This window comes from Chryseolinea sp. H1M3-3, assembly GCF_029360725.1.
In the GTDB taxonomy this organism is placed as follows: Bacteria; Bacteroidota; Bacteroidia; order Cytophagales; family Cyclobacteriaceae; genus Chryseolinea.
This window is the reverse complement of the sequence record NZ_JARKMY010000019.1, coordinates 269,143-286,080: the sequence shown is the minus strand read 5'-3', so window position 1 is coordinate 286,080 and position 16,938 is coordinate 269,143. Positions and strand designations below refer to the sequence as shown.

8 protein-coding genes are annotated in these 16,938 nt (G+C 42.9%); all 8 read right to left on the bottom strand.

The genetic code is table 11. The features are described 5' to 3' along the window. Positions 1–5 precede the first annotated feature (5 nt). Entirely contained in the window at positions 6–575 is a 570-nt protein-coding gene (locus P2W71_RS28245; RefSeq protein ID WP_276374914.1) for a hypothetical protein, read from the bottom strand. Then, positions 572–3,916: a VCBS repeat-containing protein gene (locus P2W71_RS28240; protein WP_276374999.1), complete on the bottom strand. Its 3,345-nt coding sequence runs from the start codon at positions 3,914–3,916 to the stop codon at positions 572–574. Before P2W71_RS28240 ends, P2W71_RS28245 begins: the two co-directional genes overlap by 4 nt. A gap of 167 nt (positions 3,917–4,083) precedes the next feature. Then, on the bottom strand, positions 4,084–5,697 hold the full coding sequence (locus tag P2W71_RS28235; protein WP_276374913.1) for a RagB/SusD family nutrient uptake outer membrane protein: 1,614 nt from the start codon (positions 5,695–5,697) through the stop codon (positions 4,084–4,086). Positions 5,698–5,715: 18 nt separating this feature from the next. Continuing rightward, positions 5,716–8,718, bottom strand: coding sequence for a SusC/RagA family TonB-linked outer membrane protein (locus tag P2W71_RS28230; RefSeq protein WP_276374912.1), 3,003 nt, complete (start codon positions 8,716–8,718; stop codon positions 5,716–5,718). A gap of 129 nt (positions 8,719–8,847) precedes the next feature. After that, positions 8,848–10,779, bottom strand: a complete 1,932-nt coding sequence (locus P2W71_RS28225; RefSeq protein WP_276374911.1) for a glycoside hydrolase family 13 protein — start codon at positions 10,777–10,779, stop codon at positions 8,848–8,850. 19 nt (positions 10,780–10,798) lie between these two features. Further along, positions 10,799–13,648 carry an alpha-amylase family glycosyl hydrolase gene (locus P2W71_RS28220; protein ID WP_276374910.1) on the bottom strand — a complete coding sequence of 950 codons (2,850 nt, stop codon included), beginning with the start codon at positions 13,646–13,648 and terminating at the stop codon, positions 10,799–10,801. A 66-nt stretch (positions 13,649–13,714) separates the two neighbouring features. Next, positions 13,715–15,310 carry a SusF/SusE family outer membrane protein gene (locus tag P2W71_RS28215; protein WP_276374909.1) on the bottom strand — a complete coding sequence of 532 codons (1,596 nt, stop codon included), beginning with the start codon at positions 15,308–15,310 and terminating at the stop codon, positions 13,715–13,717. A gap of 25 nt (positions 15,311–15,335) precedes the next feature. Beyond that, positions 15,336–16,931, bottom strand: coding sequence for a RagB/SusD family nutrient uptake outer membrane protein (locus P2W71_RS28210; protein WP_276374908.1), 1,596 nt, complete (start codon positions 16,929–16,931; stop codon positions 15,336–15,338). Positions 16,932–16,938: the final 7 nt, after the last annotated feature.

The window sequence follows — 16,938 nt, the reverse complement described above, 5'->3', positions numbered from 1 at the left end:
ACCGTTCAGTTGCTTTTCTCAGCCTCTTCCCTTTTCCTTTCTTTTTCTAATGCAAGATCTGTAAAAACCGCTTGCACGAACTGATCATCTCGAAGGAATAAATTTATCCTTCGCTTCCCATCCATCTTAACGTATACTTTTCCCTGAGATGGATGCTGTATCACCTTAAAATCTTCGCCATACCATTTTTTAAAGACAGGAAGCATTTTAGTCAACAGAGAATCTGAACTGAACTGCTTATTCCAGGGTGCCCAGGCTTCATAGGAAAAAGTGACCGGCATGTCGACAATTCTATCTTTATAAAAAGAAGGATAAAACCGCATTACAACGGGTTTCTCGAGCTCGCTTGTCAGCATATACTCAACACTGGTATTGGTAGGACCGTGCGTAAATACTTTTAAGCGATTTAGCTCGGCGCAGTGATCGTAGAACTCGGATCTTGTCATTCCGAGGTGAATGCCCAAGAACAGACTATCGTAATTTTTTTCTGATAGCAATTCTTTGCCTCGACCACATGACATCATTGACATACAACAACCTACCAAGCCAAAGAACAATAAACCGTTAATTTTCATTTTGATAAATTTAATACTTCAATCGTATCATTATTTTTAGCCACCAGTAATATTGCTCCTTCACCATTATTTATCTTCCTGAAGCCCCGGATCTCACCTTTTATTTTAAGCCCGGATTTTTCTGCAGCAACAGCCTTAAATCCACCGTGTCCGTCGCCAGATAAAAGAAGGCCATAACCACCGGCATAAATACCCGTCTCTGGTTTCGCCCTATGAAGGTTTCCTCCCATTAAAATATCCAAGGTGCCATTGTAATCATAATCATCGAGATGAAGGGCATATACAGGAAAAAATTGTGCCTGAATGGGCAAGTCTATCTTAAGAAATGACGACTTTCCAGTATTCAGCCAAACCGCTGTTTGAAATGAATAGGCATTCAATACGGTAGTTCCCTGGCGTTGATCGGCAGAGAAAATTTCTTCCATCGTCTTTTCTTTATAATCCTTATAACGCAGGTATTTTTTTTTCAGCGACGGGATTTGCGTCACCATATCCTGCCGAAGAACCATTGGATAAGACTTACCCTTATCATATTGTGTTATGATATGCTCCACAGTTCCATTTTGATCAAAGTCATTGATGTACATCGACACAGGTTCGGTTCTTGACGCTTTGAACCGAGAATTTATGCCGTGATTTCCGACTACCAAGTCAACGTAGCCATCCTTATTAAAATCACCGGCTTCAATCGCATTGTACCAACCTTCCGTTTTGTCGAACCCATATTCGGAACTCCGATCCACAAACTTGCCATTTTCCTGAACGAATATTTTAATAGGCATCCATTCGCCTACGATCACCAAGTCCTGAAAACCGTCATTATTTACATCAATCCATTGCGCGCCCGTGATCATGCCCAACTTAGTGATTTGAACAGCAATGGTCTTTGTTACATTCGTGAAATTCCCTTTTCCATCATTGTTGAGGATGTAGCCATTAGCTGGAGTTCCATATGCAAATGGGATTAATCTTGCACCGACGAATAAATCCTGATCTCCATCTTTGTCATAATCATTTGAAACAACGGTACCCGTACTCTCAAAATTTGTTGACACGGGCAACGGTTGATTAATTTTTTTGAGTTTCCCGCTACCATCATTAAGGTAAAGCCGATCGAGCAACGCAGGTGAACTCCTGGAAAATTCCACGCCACCGCTGGTCACATAAAGGTCGAGCGAACCGTTACTGTCAGCATCAAAAAAAATACAGTCTGTATCTTCGGACTCCTTATCCTTTTCAAAAACGGTTGTATCCGAGGCGGCAAACGCCCCAGAGGGCTTTTGAATGAATAACCTTCCCGACTGATCTTTGGCTCCTCCCACATAAAAGTCTTCGCGACCATCACCATTCACGTCGCCTGTGCATAAACAGGGGCCTTCGTTTGAGACCATATTAAATAATAGCCGATCTCGATCAAAATCGACATATTCATTTTCAACATGACAAAAAGCGATGCCTTTCTTTTTAGGGATAGGGTCGAAGATCGTTTGGTTAATTTTTTTTGCGCTATCTGGTCTTGTAATCACCGATGCATCTTTTTGATACAGGTGAATAACTTGATTGGATTTCACATTCGATAACATTGTTACCTTATCGTTAGGCCAGGCTACTACAATTGTATCGACGAAGGCAACATTACCCACGCCTACATGAATCCGGTTATCCACAGTTGACATGAACCCACGCATCGGTGACAGTTCCTGATAAATTGATTGATTACCTGTTCTTATGGTTATTTTTGTGCCCAGCGCAAATGAATTAGCCTGGTCCCCATGCATAACAAATGAAAGCGTGTTATTGCGCGGCAATATTTGTTTTGCCTGATTTTCAAAGACCATCGAGGGCATATTGACGTTGTTCAAAATCAAATCCAGGTCGCCGTCATTGTCCAGATCGCCGTAAGCCGATCCATTGGAATGCGTGGGAACATCCAGCCCCCATTCCCTTGTCTTGTTTTTAAAGGATAGGTTACCCTGGTTATGAAAGACATAGTTGCTTATTGGCGTAGACGGAATAGAATCGATCAATTTTGTGATGACGCCTTCTTTTTTGCTTGATATTTCCTGTATAAACTTTGGGTTCGAAGCATAATTAACATAGTCTTGGTTCAAAAGCTCTTTATAAATTCCATTGGCAACAAAAATATCTTTTTGCCCATCATTGTCCATATCAAAAATTAAAGCGCCCCAACTCCAGTCAGTCGCATGGACGCCTGAAAGCCGAGCAATTTCACTGAAGGTATTGTTCCCATTGTTGAACTGTAAAACATTACGGCTGAATTGTCGGAAATATCCGTTTTTCAAATTCAAATTATATTTGTCCCAACTTTCAAACTGTGTGGTCGTCTTTAGTCGATCATCATGTTCGGGTAGCATCTCCGTTACAAAAACTTCCGGAAACGCATCATTGTTGATGTCTGCCATGTCTGCACCCATCGAGCCAAGGCTTATCTCTTGCATGTATTCTTCCAGCGATTCCTTAAATGTTCCGTCAGCATTGTTGATGTATAAATAATCTTTTTCAAAAAAATCGTTGGACACATACATATCCTGCCAACCATCTTTATTCAAGTCGCCAATCGTAATGCCTAAACCAAAACCGATTGCGCTCGTGTAGATGCCTGCTTTTTCGCTTACGTCAACATATTTTCCGTTATCATTTCTCAAAAGTTTATTCCCCCCTGATGGATCGGGAAGATTTCGCTGCCCGACGCGGAGGTCATATCCACCCACAGATCGAAAAGAATTGTTTAATAAATAGCAGTCTAAGTCGCCATCTTTATCGAAATCAAAAAACGCCGCGTGCGTAGAAAGACCTTCAAAGGCAAGGCCATACGCCTTGGCTCTTTCCGTAAACGTAAGATCGCCATTATTAATAAATAATTCATTATGCCTTCTTGCGCCTCCGGGTGGTCCCGATTTGCATAGATAAACATCCAAGAGCCCGTCGCCATTAATATCTACTACACTGATCCCGGTTGTCCAAACTCCGTTGATGCTGACACCGGAGGTGGTTGAAATGTCTTCAAATTTCCAGTTGCCTTTATTAAGATACAATTTGTTTGGAACCAGGTTTCCAGAAAAAAATATATCAATCAGGCCATCATTATTAAAATCTCCGAGGCCAACGCCTCCACCGCTGTAAAAGTTCTTGTAAGTATAAGTGTTTAATTGCTCCGTATAGTCGAGCTGGTTTATAAAGTTAATTCCGGTTTCCTCAGGCGAGCGAAGTTTAAATAAGGTATCGGATGAAGTTTTATTTTCCGGAACAGAGCAGGAGCCTAAGAATACAAGGATGATCGAACAGATAAGCTTAAAATACAATCGCATTCCCACAGTCACAGCATTCAAACCAATTCAAAATTAAGAATCAATTTCACAAAAATCTACGCTAGTCAAAATCATTACAATGTCAAAACATTTCACAAATTAACGGGTGGGATACAGGTCCAAAAAACAAAAAAGCAAATAGCATGAAGCTACTTGCTTTTTTGCGTATGTTAAATTTTTTATCCTCCGGCACCCGGGTAGCCAGGGTTTTGCACAAGCTTATCATTAGCATCAAGCTGTGCTTTTGGAATTGGGAACAATTGGTAGTGAGGTGCACTCACGTCTTTTTCCCACCACGCATCATCCCATTTACCAAAGCGGATCTGATCTTGCCTGCGCGTCATTTCAGCATACATTTCACGTCCTCTTTCAGCATAAAGAAGGTCGTCTGTCAGGGTAAGATATGGATCTACCCCTGCTCTTTCCCGAATGGTATTTACCAATATTAAAGCTTCAGCGGTTTGCCCTAAGCGATGTTTTGCTTCAGCAAGAGATAATATGATATCTGACAATCTGAAGATAACGAAGTCGTTGCTCATATTTTCAGTGCTACCAACTTCAAACTCATACTTGCCGATTCGAGCACCTGCTTGTCTCAAACCTTGTGGATATATCTCGTTCAACTGCGGCGTGAACGTGACGGGGGCTCCATCGAAATCATTTGCTTCAAAACCTCCATCGAGAGTACGTGTTCCGTCTTGATTGTACTGTGGCCCGACAATAAAGTTGGACAACCGGAGATCTTGTGTACCTACATCATCTGAGATGCCGTCCTGATTAAGGTCTTTGGTAAGGCCTTTCCAAACGGGGCCCTGAGGTCCTGGATTCTGAGCGGGATCTATGTACGAGTTATAAAACTCTTCCACGGTCTGATATCCATTCCAGGGTTGAAACGTTAAATTCAGGGTCGGGGTGCTGGCGACAGAAAGTGTCATTGCGATCCAATTGAAGCCAGGTGCGAACACCTTATCGTAAGGATAAACAAAGATGTTTTCTGTTGAGCGGGCATTGTTGGCAGCAAAGTTCGACTTATAATCATCTTCCAACATATAGCCACCGTTGGTGATGATTTCATTCGCGTCATCCGCTGCTTTTTGCCACTGTGGAGTGCCTGTATATACGCCGGCGTTCAGATAGAGCTTGCATCTTACTGCGAGCGCAGACCATTTAGTCATTCGACCATAGGTCGATGCATCTTTTGCCGTGGGTAATAATGGTATCACTTCATTTAACTCACTTTCAATAAAATTGAATACTTCCTGACGCGACGCTGTTGCCGGTGGCTCAGCATCTTCAAAATCTACCACCAACGGAACATTCCCAAACGCATCAACTGCCCAATAATACCAAAGTGCACGAACGGCACGAAGTTCTATTATAAAAGCTTCAGCTTCAGGCGTGCCCAGGGCTTTGAACTGGAATATGAGACGATTACAAGCATTAATACCACCGTAAATAAACGTCCATGCATTATTGAAGAAACCGTTATCAGGGGCAAACTTATGCTCATGCAATTGGAGTAACACGCCACCATCATACCAATCCCCTCCTTTTGTGGACACAACTATTTCATCACTTGAGATCTCATTGATTGACCATAAGTTTGAGTGATTTCCAATGCCGCCAAATGAGGAGTAGGCCTGACCCAGGGATGCAATAAATTCATCCTCCGTTTTAAAGAATTTATCTGCAATGACAGTATCGTACACTTCTTCATCAAGATTCGTACAGGACATCGTGAAGCATGTGATCCCTAGCCCTACCGTTATAATTCGCTTTATTGATTTTTTCATGTTCGTAATCATTTATTTTTAAAAGCCAAGATTCACGCCCAGTGTAAAAGTTCTTGTCGTGAAGTACGTTCCCCTTCTTTCTACACCAGGAGAAAGAGGGTCAGGCAAGTCAGGGAAAAATCCGTTCGGGTCTACATCATTTGTATCAACATAACGCACCTCAGGATCAACACCCGTGTAGTTAGTAATCACAAAGAGATTTTGTGCGGCCACATAAACTCGGAACCTGTTCAAGGCTTTCCCTTCTAATGGCAGACTGTATCCAATGGACATATTGTCCAGCTTTACAAAATCAGCTTTTTCGACGTGGGTATTATTTACAGTTGCTTTTTTAATGTTTGGATCAAAATTTTTCGTGTTAACGATATTGTAGTTAACTACAGTTGTCGGCTCAGTATTCTCATAAAATCCTCTATAGCTATTGAGCAGATCATGACCGAAAGAACCGCGTAAAAAGATCGTCGCATCCCAGTTGCCGAATGTAAAAGAGTTATTCCAGCCCATCGTCAGTTTTGGCAAACCATTACCAATAACGGTCTTATCGTCGTCGCAATTACAGAATGTGCCATCGCCATTTAAGTCTTTAAAGACTAAATTTCCGTCAGCGCTTACACTTTCCTGAATCGGTCCCCAAAGTTGTCCAAGCTCATCGCCTTCTTTCACACGAACCAACCTTGTATCATTCTGGCCAGGTGACCCCATATTCGCCCGGTACTGGACGCCACCTTCTCCAACGGAAAATTCAGCTGAGCTTAAGCTAACAACCTTTGTTTTCATCGTGGCTAAATTCACGCCAGTAGACCACGTTAGATTAGATTTGTTTATGGCTAAATAATTAAGCGCCAGTTCGAACCCCTGGTTCTCAAGCTCGCCAATATTCACTAAGGTTTGCGGAAAAAGATTTGGCGGAACTGGTACATCCACGGAAATTAACAAATCCTTTGTACTTCTAATGTAGTAATCGGCAGTTCCAGTCAACCGGCTATCTAACATAGCAAAGTCCAGTCCGAAGTCGAACTCTGCCTTCGTTTCCCATTGTAAATCTGGATTCGCATTACTTGCGGGGCCATAACTTGGTATATATCCACCGTTGTAATAGAAATATCCTGTCTGTCTTAGCCTCGGAAGAGAAAGATATGAATCGCGTGGCTGATTACCGGTAACACCATAGCTGGCACGCAATTTTAAGGTATTTACAGCTGGAATATCAAAGAGGTTACTCAGTGTCACACCAGCACTTGCTGCGGGAAAAATACCCCATTTGTTATTTGCGCCAAATCTAGAAGAGCCTTCATATCTACCACTTACAGAGAGAAAGTAATTACCGTTGACGTTCAGATTAGCTCGTCCAAAGAATGCTACTAGCTTATTTGTATTTGTGTAGCTTACAATTTGCCCTAGACCTCGGTCAAAGTCCAACGCAGTTTCCATGTTAAAATTGGCAAGCGCATCGGTTAAGAAATTTCCGCCCTGCATTCCAAAACCCTCATTCTTAAAATCCTGATAGGAATAACCTCCTAAGATGGCCAGGTTAGCGCCGCCAAAATCTTTGTCATAATTAAGTGTAGTCTCAAAAAGTTGCGTGAACATCTGCTTGGTTAATCGGTTCCCCAAACCATTTCTATTTGCCCCAATCCATTTAGAAGTTTTCGCATAGTACTGACCTCTGATTTCTGATTCATTTTGTTGAGAATAGAAGACGGATGCACGTATTCCAGGAATGATATCGCTAAAATCGTATTCTGCTCTTAAACTGGCAATTAGTCGCGTATCAACCCCATCATTCTTGTTTTGTTCTGCAATGGAAACAGGATTGAAGTAATCAAAGATACCGCGTTCAGCATAACCCCCGTATTCTCCACCACCTGTTTCACTATCGGCGGCCAATCTATTATCATGAACTGGCATGGTGGGATTTGAAATAATAGCGTATCGAAGTGATTCTAAAAAGCCGAACTCAGCTTCTTTTCTCGTGGTAGACAAGTTCACTGTAAAGGTAGCCTTATCATTCAACGCTTTCTGCGTCAGGTTAAATCGGCCATTGATTTGATTGAACCCCGAATTGATAGCAATACCCGTAGCATCTCGTATATTAAATGATCCTCTGAAAGCAGTCCCGCCAGCGCCACCTGCTAAAGACAGATTATGAACATGATAGCTACCGGTCTGCGTGACTTCATCCAGCCAATCCGTACTAGATCCAAAATCCTTTGCGCCAGCAACACCTCTATATTCATCTGCCGTCATCACTTTGATTGTCCGACCGATATCTTCCACGGCAACCGAGCCATTATATTCGACGGTAAATTTTCCTGCTTTTCCGGTTTTAGTAGTAATAAGAATAACACCACTTCCACCACGTGAACCATAAATTGCTGCAGCAGAACCGTCTTTCAAAATATCGATAGACGCGATGTCGTTGGGATCGACCGTGCTTAATGATCCACCGATTACCCCGTCGATTACTACGAGAGGCTCCGTATTGGCACCAAAACTCGCAATACCTCTGAGTCTGATATTGAAACCACCATTGGGGTCATTTCCAGCTCTGGCGATGTTTAATCCGGCCACTTTCCCTTGCAATAATTGGGCGGGATCATTTACAGTCCCCCGGTTAAAATCTTCTGATTTAACACTGGTAACGGCACTTGTCAATTCCTTTTTCTCTTGCGTACCATATCCGATCACAACCACTTCACTTAGGGACGTCACGTCCAACTTGAGGCTAACATCGAGAGTCGTTTGATTCCCTATTGGTACTTCCTGCGATACATAACCGACGAATGAAAAAATCAGTGTGGCGCCACTTTGGATCGTCATACTATAATTTCCGCTTGCATCAGTGACCGTACCATTGCTGGTACCCTTTTCTAATACGTTTACACCAGGGATACCGGTTCCATCTTCTTCTGCAGTTACCTTTCCGGTAACGGTCTTACTCTGCGACCATGCTGTCGTAGCAATAAGTAGAAGCACTAGAACCGATGCATACCTGCAAAAAGACAGATAAAATGTTCTCATACGGCTGTTTGGGTTTAGGTTAATGACTAACTGGGAGCTTGGGTTTCTCCCTTTCGTCAAGTAAATAAAATTCAGGGAATAATAAGTGAAAAAGTTCATTTATTTTAATTTAAATCGGTTGCATCCATTTTACTTTTGAAGTTCTAAAATCAGGATCCCCCAGGATGGACAAGTAATAGAATTAAGGGATTCGAGTCTTTTCTGTGTTAGAATATCGACGGCTGAAACAAACGGTTTCATGTGCTCATGAAATCGTTCGGTCACAAGTTCCTTCTTCATATCGTTGGCATTAAGAACTACCATGATGGCTTTGTCTTCGTAATGGCGGAAGTACACATAAATGTTATCCTCCGGAATGTAGTGTGTTAGCTTACCAGCATAAACGGTCGGCTCAGATTTACGCCAATGCAAAAGATTTTTCAGGTAATCATAAATTTCATTTTGCTCGGGCGTCCGTCCTGATGCTGAAAAAGCATTAGCGGGATCACCATTCCATCCCCCTGGAAAATCCTTTCGAACATTGGGATGATAACCACCATCGCCATCCATTAGTAACTCCGTGCCGTAATACAATTGAGGAATTCCTCTTGTCGTTAATAAAAAAGCTAATGCCATTTTCATTTTCCGCATATCACGCTGCAGCGAAAGATATATCCGCGTCATGTCATGATTGTCTAAAAAAATCAGATTACCATTTGCATTCGGGTACGCAAAATCCTGGCTTAGCACATTGTACAGCCGCCGCATGCCGGTGTCCCAACTGCCGGGTTCATTCAATGCTTTGGGGATTGAAAAGCAAAGTGGAAAGTCGGTGACAGCAGGTAAAGTAGATTCATATCCATCCGAATTCTTCGAACCCTTCTGCCAATAGGCGGTCGTCGCGATGTTATCGATCCACACTTCGCCAACAATATTAAATGAAGGATACTCGTACATCACATCCTTCACCCAACTTGCCATAAAGTTTTTGTCTGGATAAGGATAAGTATCCATCCGGATTCCGTCGATGCCAGAATGCTCAATCCACCACAGCGTGTTTTGAATCAGGTAGGTCGCAAAAAGTGGATCAGTTTGATTTACGTCAGGCATAGTGGTATCAAACCATCCATTGCTGATAAGATTTGCATCGTACGCTGATTGATATGGGTCGGAAACAACGGTACCCTGATAATTGGATCGTGTAAATTCCGGGAACTGATGGATCCAATTTTTTTCGGGAAGGTCCTTTGCCAGCCAATGATAACTGCCGATATGATTCATGACCATATCCTGAATCACTTTCAATCCAAGCTGGTGACTTTTGTTGATAAAGGATATATAATCTTCGTTCGAACCAAAGCGCCTGTCAACCTGATAAAGGTCGGTGATGGCATATCCGTGATAACTGGAATAGGGTTGATTGTTTTCAAGTACAGGGTTCAGCCATATCGCAGTTACACCAAGGTCTTTGATGTATTCTAAGTGATCAGAAATCCCTTTGAGGTCACCCCCATGCCTGCCTTCTGGTTTTGATCTTTGTGCGCCTTCCAACATTCCAGGCAGCGAATCATTTTTTACATCGCCGTTGGCAAACCGGTCGGGCATGATCAAATAAATTACGTCAGAAGCATCGAATCCTTTAATCCGGTTATCAGCGGTCGATTTGTTTTTCAGCGTATACTGGTACGTAATCTTTTTCTTTCCGTTCGAGAATTGAATCGGTACGTTTCCGGCCTTTGCACTTGGTGCTATTTCCAATGTAAGAAACAAGTAATGCGAATTAGAAACCTTTTTAACATCTTTCAGCTGAACGCCGTCGTAAGCGATCGATGCAGTGTATTGAGAAACATTTACGTCCTTGTTATAAAAAAGAATTTGAAGGGTGGTGTTTTTCATTCCTATCCACCAAAACGGCGGCTCAACCTTATGAAATGAATCTTGTGTTTTTTGCGCCAGGGCTGAAGTGGACAGCAAAACAAATAAAAGTAAATGTCGAACCATTTTCATGTCGGAAAAAGTATTGGAGCGTTGTTGTGGTAAGTGCTGAAGGGTTTGTGTTGCGTTGTATTGTTTCGATACCATAGAATATTTTTTTGGAAGCTCAGCGCTTGATGATTTTGGTTTGCATCACGCCTGCGTGTGTCGTGATTTTAATGATGTAAAGTCCCGTTGGATATTCCGCCAGGTTCCATGACCGGCTGGAGTTTTTCGTTATCGGTAGTTCCTTGCCTTCAGGTGTATAGAGTTTAATGGAAGTTATTCTGTTATCGTCAACAAACATTTCATCTCTTACAGGATTTGGGTAAGGCATGAAATCAAAAGTCATTTCGTCCTCAACACTGGTGACCGGATCCTTTAGGGGGTAATCCGTGTAGAGTTTATATTCTCCCGGTGCTAAGGTTAAATTATAGGATGCTCCTGTGACGTAAATCGTTTCCGCAGTGTAGTACTCATACCAAGTTCCCGGATGTGCAAATTGAACCGGAGTAGCTTTTTCCGTAACATCAAAATTTACGGCCAGTTGAACATTCATTTCTGTTGCATCGGCTGGGCTACTGGTGTAGGGAGAGTTTTTAATTCCGATTTGCTTCACCAGCGACGTGCCCGGCTGGATTGTGACTGTACCAGAAGTAAAAACATCGTATGCATTTCGCATCCGGATCAACTCGGCGACGTGAGTGTACAATTCATAGCGTTCTTCGTCTTCCCGGTAATCCCAGCGAATCGGTTTAGGAGACACCCGACATCCATCGCTGATGCTTCCGTCTCCACATCGGTTTATGCTTTGATCGTATCCAAGTTCTCCAAACTGCCAGATCATTTTTGGCCCCGGAATGGTAAAAAACAAAAGACTTGCAGCTTTAATTCGATCCAACGCAGTGGCTATATCTTTCACACTGTACGAGCCGGCAGATTTTCCATTTTGCAGGTTACGATACATTAACCTTTCTTCGTCATGGCTCTCCATGTATCCAATCAAATGCGGAACCGACCATGACCTGTTCGCATGATAGATACTGCTAAACTCTGTCCCTGAGTTGCCAGTCACATTCTGGCTGTAGGCATTGTTATAATTGCCCCATAACAGCATGCCTTTTCCTTCGTCCGCACGATATTCAGCCAATTCTTTTTCTTCTGTGTTGTCAGCAAAATGTTCTAAGATCACATACGCATCCGGCGAGTGACTCCAGATTTTATCAGCCATTCGTTTTAGGATGGCAATGCGTGAGGCATCATACTGACCCCATCCGGAAACATTGCTTCCGGAATTTTTTTGAGTGAAACCTTTCGATAAATCAAACCTGTATCCATCGAATTTGTATTCATGAATCCAATAATAGTTCACAGTGTCAAGGTATTGCTGTGTATAAGCACTCTCATGATTCAGGTCGAAGAAAACATTGAAGGGATGTGTGGCGTCCTGATTAAACCAAGGATTGTCGGCAGAAGGTTTTCCCGCATTAAAATCATAGTACATCAACACATAGGGATTAGGTAAATCCTGTTGATTCATCACGACATCAAGGATGACCGCAATGTCTTCTGCATGACACCGATCGATGAATTCTTTCAATTTATTTTTCGTGCCGTAGTATTTATCAGGTGCAAACATGAAGGCAGGATTATATCCCCAGCTTTCATTACCATTGAACTCTGTGACTGGCATGAGTTCAATCGCATTTACACCGAGCTTTTTAAAGTAGCCGATGGTGTCGATGAGATTTTGATAACTTCGCTCACCTGCTTCAAAAAAATCACGTACCAGCAATTCATAGATCACCAGGTTTTCTTTTTTTGGTTTTTCATAATCGACTGTCTCCCATTCAAAGGTCTGCTGCCCGGTCTGTAATACAGAAGTTCGGTTAAAGTACCATTGTTCCTTTTTTGCAGCTGGCGGAAATGGTTTCAAATTCGGATACGTCTTAACGGGAATATACTGATCATCCGGGTCCAGAATTTTATCCGCATAGGGATCTGCTATATACAACGCTTCGTCTACCAGAAATTGGTAAGCATATTCCTCACCTTCAGTCAATCCATTTATTTCTAACCAGAAATGTTCGCCATCTTTTTTCATGAGGTATTCTGGCAAGATCTCCCACCCGGTGAAATCTCCGATAACATAAACAGAGGATTTCAGAGGAGCCCACAGACTCAAGGTTACAGACGTCGGGTCTTCACTGTAATTTATTCCATCGATGATCCCGGCTGGTCGCTGTTCAGAATTCACCATACTTCGGATCACATAGCTGAAAGATTTTTCCTTTACCGCGGTACCATCATTCGCGATGAGTACTACTTGAATGGTTCCGGGAGATTCGGCAACAGTATGGGAATAGCTAACCGACGTGACTGATTGCTCATTGAGAACTTCAATGCCATTGATTTTTAATACGATATCAGATGCTTTTGAAATTATCGCATTGATCTCGATTGTTTCTCCTGCATTCTTGAATATAGGAAACAGATCTGGAGCTGTTAAATTGATCTGCAACTGATTTCCTTCATACAGGTCGATGAATATATCAGTATTGGTACTACTTTTTCCTTCTTTACAGATCGTAGAGTTCCCTGCAAAACCACCACAAGGTCCAGCACTTCGGAAAACCATTCCAATTCTGTAAATCGGGATACCGTCATCTACATTAAAATATGTACGCGGCGTCAATTTAATTTGCCATTTATTGTTTCCAAGGGAGGTCATTTCACCGACAGCCCCCGGGTTCCCCCAATCGCCTTGCACATTTTCCCAGCCTGTTCCTGTTGGTCCGCTTAGAATAACACCCGCATGGATAAATACCTTGGCAGCCCCAACGAGTCCCGATGTACCCCGGGTGGCATCGTAAACGATCGTGATCTCTTCATCAGCTGTGGGAAATGATGGCGTAACAGTAACTTGTGCAAATGCACCGGTGGTAATAATTGACAACAGAAGAAGTATCTTTTTCATGCTAATGGGGTAAAGAGAAACAGCGCAAAGAAAATTCTTCACGCTGTTTTATAACCGAACTATAAATTAGTTCGGAGCCACAGTATAGGTATAGCCGTTTTCAGGATCGAGTGTAATTTCAATGTGGTAATCACCTGCGCCAGGAGAAGGAATGTTTCCACTATTGAATTTTAAAGTGCCATCGGAATCGCCTTTGCCAAAATTAATGTCCCATCCGTCATTTGCACGGAACTTAAATTCTCCTGTAGTAAGGGTGACATCGATCTCCCAGGTATAACTTCCCAGTCCGCCGACAAAGGACATATCCGTATCTGTATTCCATCCACCGGGTGTAGCATCGCCGACAATTCCCCACTCCACTTCCGTTACATTATAGCTGAGAATTGTAAAATCTACGAGTATCCTGTAGAAACCATCTGCAGTCACTTCAACGTTGTCTTCTCCCTCCTGTTCAATAACCCCTTCTGAAGCTTTCCCCCAATCGCCATCATAATTTTTTGCCTGAAGAAATTTAAATCCTCCGCCAGATGATGTCAGGTAAGTGTATATCTCAAATTTTCCATCTGCTACTTTAACAAGCTTAACCGCGTCGGCCGGAGTCCAGCCTGCTACTGTTGAGCCTCCAACCAAATACAGCTCAGCTGGGTAGGGATACCTAAGTAACGTAAAGCTATAAGCGCGGGTAGCGTCGTTAAAAGTTATTTTGTAGAAAGCATCTACGAATGATACTGGTAAAACGATATTAGGCCCGAACTCATCGGCTTTACCATCGAACGCCGCATCGCCATAATTTTTGCCCTCGAAGAAAGGGCTCTCGGCAAACTTAAAAGCATCGCCAGCCTTTAGCCTGATCTCTGGAAGCTCCCAGGTGTTATTGGCGATGAGATTTAATTTTGGTACCGGTCCTTGAAACGTATTAAAGGTTCCTAGTAAATAAAGCGCCGAAAGATTTGTAGCATAATTGACTGATGGAACAACGGAATATTTCAGCGTCTCGTCATTAAAGCGAACATTGACAAGACCAGTATACCCGCATTCGGTGTTAGCCCCGCCGCCTGTTGTAATCTCCATTACCTTATCGCAATTTGAGTCGCCCCAATCCGCGCCGGTCCAATCCGCCGTATTTTTGAATTTCCAGGGACCTCCTTGTAAATCAATTTCTTTAATCTCCCATGTATTGTCAGAAATTAATTCAAGTTGGTCTGCACCCCAACCGTTGAAAGCACCTGCAATAAACATTTCATTGTGGTTGGCAGCATAAAGCTGATTTGCGATCTTGAAGTTGTTAACCGTCTCTGTTGAGTTTCCTTTGCTATCAACTGCATTGATTGCAATGGAATAATCGCCCAAGGGCAGCGCTGATGCGTTGAAAGCTGAACCTTGAATCACTACAGAATCCATCATCCCGGTTAGTGATTCTGTCACTGTATAAAGCTGCGTACCCGAGGCATCCTTCAAAATAATCGTCGCGCTCGACAAAGGTGATTTTGGCCCGTCAGCAAGTGTTACCTTAATGGAAAAGTCGCCAATCTTCACACTTGTTTTGGGCGTCACGCTCATGACGGTTGGTGGATAGTTTAATAGCTCATCGGCATTGATCTCATCATCGCAGGATGACAAGACGATGAATGATAAGATCGAGAATATAAATATATTTTTCATTGGATTCTGTTTGTGTTCTTACAACTTAATAACCTTCGTTCTGAACGAGTTTTGGATTTGCAATAATCTGCGACGATGGAAGCGGAAAAACATCCCGGAATCCTTCTGTCTCTTTACCTTCCGCAACGCCACCCTTCCACGGCCATACAGCCCTTGGGTTAGATTCTTCACTATCACTAAAAAGTCCGAATCGAATCAAGTCAGTGCGGCGATGTGCTTCCCAATACAATTCGCGGGCCCGTTCGTCAATAAGGAAATCCAATGTAAGCTGTGCAGCGGTGATGTTTCCACTATCGTCGCCGTAAGCGCGATTGCGAAGGAGGTTAATATAACTAACAGCATTTGCTTCGTCACCGCCTGTTCCCCCACGTTCAACAGCCTCTGCATACATCAGGTATACATCTGCCAATCTGAACATTGGAAAATCAGTATCTACAAATTCCAGACTTGAGCCCGGATCGCCGTCTACATTCAAGTTCCTGAATTTTGGAACAGCATAGCCCTCGCTGAAAGCCGAGATAGGTGTATTTGGAATTTCTTTTGATTGACCATTGGTATAGAAGATTGCACGGCCATCCGTATCACCAGTTTCATCGGGGAAAAGGTTTACAAGGTTTTTAGTCGCACGCAATCCTGCCCATCCCGTGTTTACGCCGTAGTCCCCGGGATTCATCGATCCGCCTATAGAGGCATGAATTAAAAACGTCATACCGCCATAGGTCTGGGTTCTGTTTCCGTCAAAATTAACAGCGAAAATAATTTCCGGCGAGCTTACGTTTTCAAGCATGAAAAGTGAATTATAGTTCGCATCAAGCTGATATCCGGCATCAATGATTTTAGAGCAATAAGAAATACATTCTGTATATTTTGGCTGTCCGGTATAAACTTCGGCGTTGATGTACAGTTTGGCGAGCACCATCCATGCCATGCCCTGATCTACTCTTCCATATTCTATTTGTCCGGCCGCTGCCAATTCATTTTCTATTGATTTTAACTCCGACTCAATAAAATCGAAAACCTCTTGTTTTGTAGATTGGTCTGGAACACTTATACCAACCTCATTTGCTTCTGTTACAATAGGAATGGCACCAAACATGTCCAGTCCATGCCAGTAGCTTAGCGCTCGCAAGGCGCGCGCCTCTGCCCGATACTGCTGTACCGCAGCGCGTAGTTGGTCCGTGGTGTTACGGCTATCGAGTTTTTCATCTGTTGTTTCACGAAGAAATTCATTCGCCATCGAGATCTGGAAATATATCCGGTTGAACATGGCATTGATAAACTCGTTTTGCGCGGTCCAGGTGTGCAAGTGATAGGTTGGCAAAGTACCGTCGTTCCAGCCGATCACAGTCTCATCTGTGGTGAGCTGCTGCGCTTTCCAATATTGTCTTAAGTAGTTGGAAAAACCTTCGTCAATGCCTTTGATATCAGGATTACCAGCAGGGCCTTGCTGACCACTAATGGCAAGACCCGCATAAATTCTTGCGAGGAATTGTTCATATGCTCTTGGGTTATTGAAGATGACATTCGCAGTTGCCGAACTTTTTGGACTAACATCCAAATCTGTACATGACATGACAGTGATGATTAGCACCAGTAGTGTAAATATATTATTTCGCTTCATAAGAATT

Excerpts from the sequence above, each read along its gene's own strand:
- P2W71_RS28245 (WP_276374914.1), bottom strand. The coding sequence starts at position 575 with ATGAAAATTAACGGTTTATTGTTCTTTGGCTTGGTAGGTTGTTGTATG.
- P2W71_RS28235 (WP_276374913.1), bottom strand. The coding sequence starts at position 5,697 with ATGAAAAAATCAATAAAGCGAATTATAACGGTAGGGCTAGGGATCACA.
- P2W71_RS28215 (WP_276374909.1), bottom strand. The coding sequence starts at position 15,310 with ATGAAAAATATATTTATATTCTCGATCTTATCATTCATCGTCTTGTCA.
- P2W71_RS28225 (WP_276374911.1), bottom strand. The coding sequence starts at position 10,779 with ATGGTATCGAAACAATACAACGCAACACAAACCCTTCAGCACTTACCA.
- P2W71_RS28230 (WP_276374912.1), bottom strand. The coding sequence starts at position 8,718 with ATGAGAACATTTTATCTGTCTTTTTGCAGGTATGCATCGGTTCTAGTG.
- P2W71_RS28210 (WP_276374908.1), bottom strand. The coding sequence starts at position 16,931 with ATGAAGCGAAATAATATATTTACACTACTGGTGCTAATCATCACTGTC.
- P2W71_RS28220 (WP_276374910.1), bottom strand. The coding sequence starts at position 13,648 with ATGAAAAAGATACTTCTTCTGTTGTCAATTATTACCACCGGTGCATTT.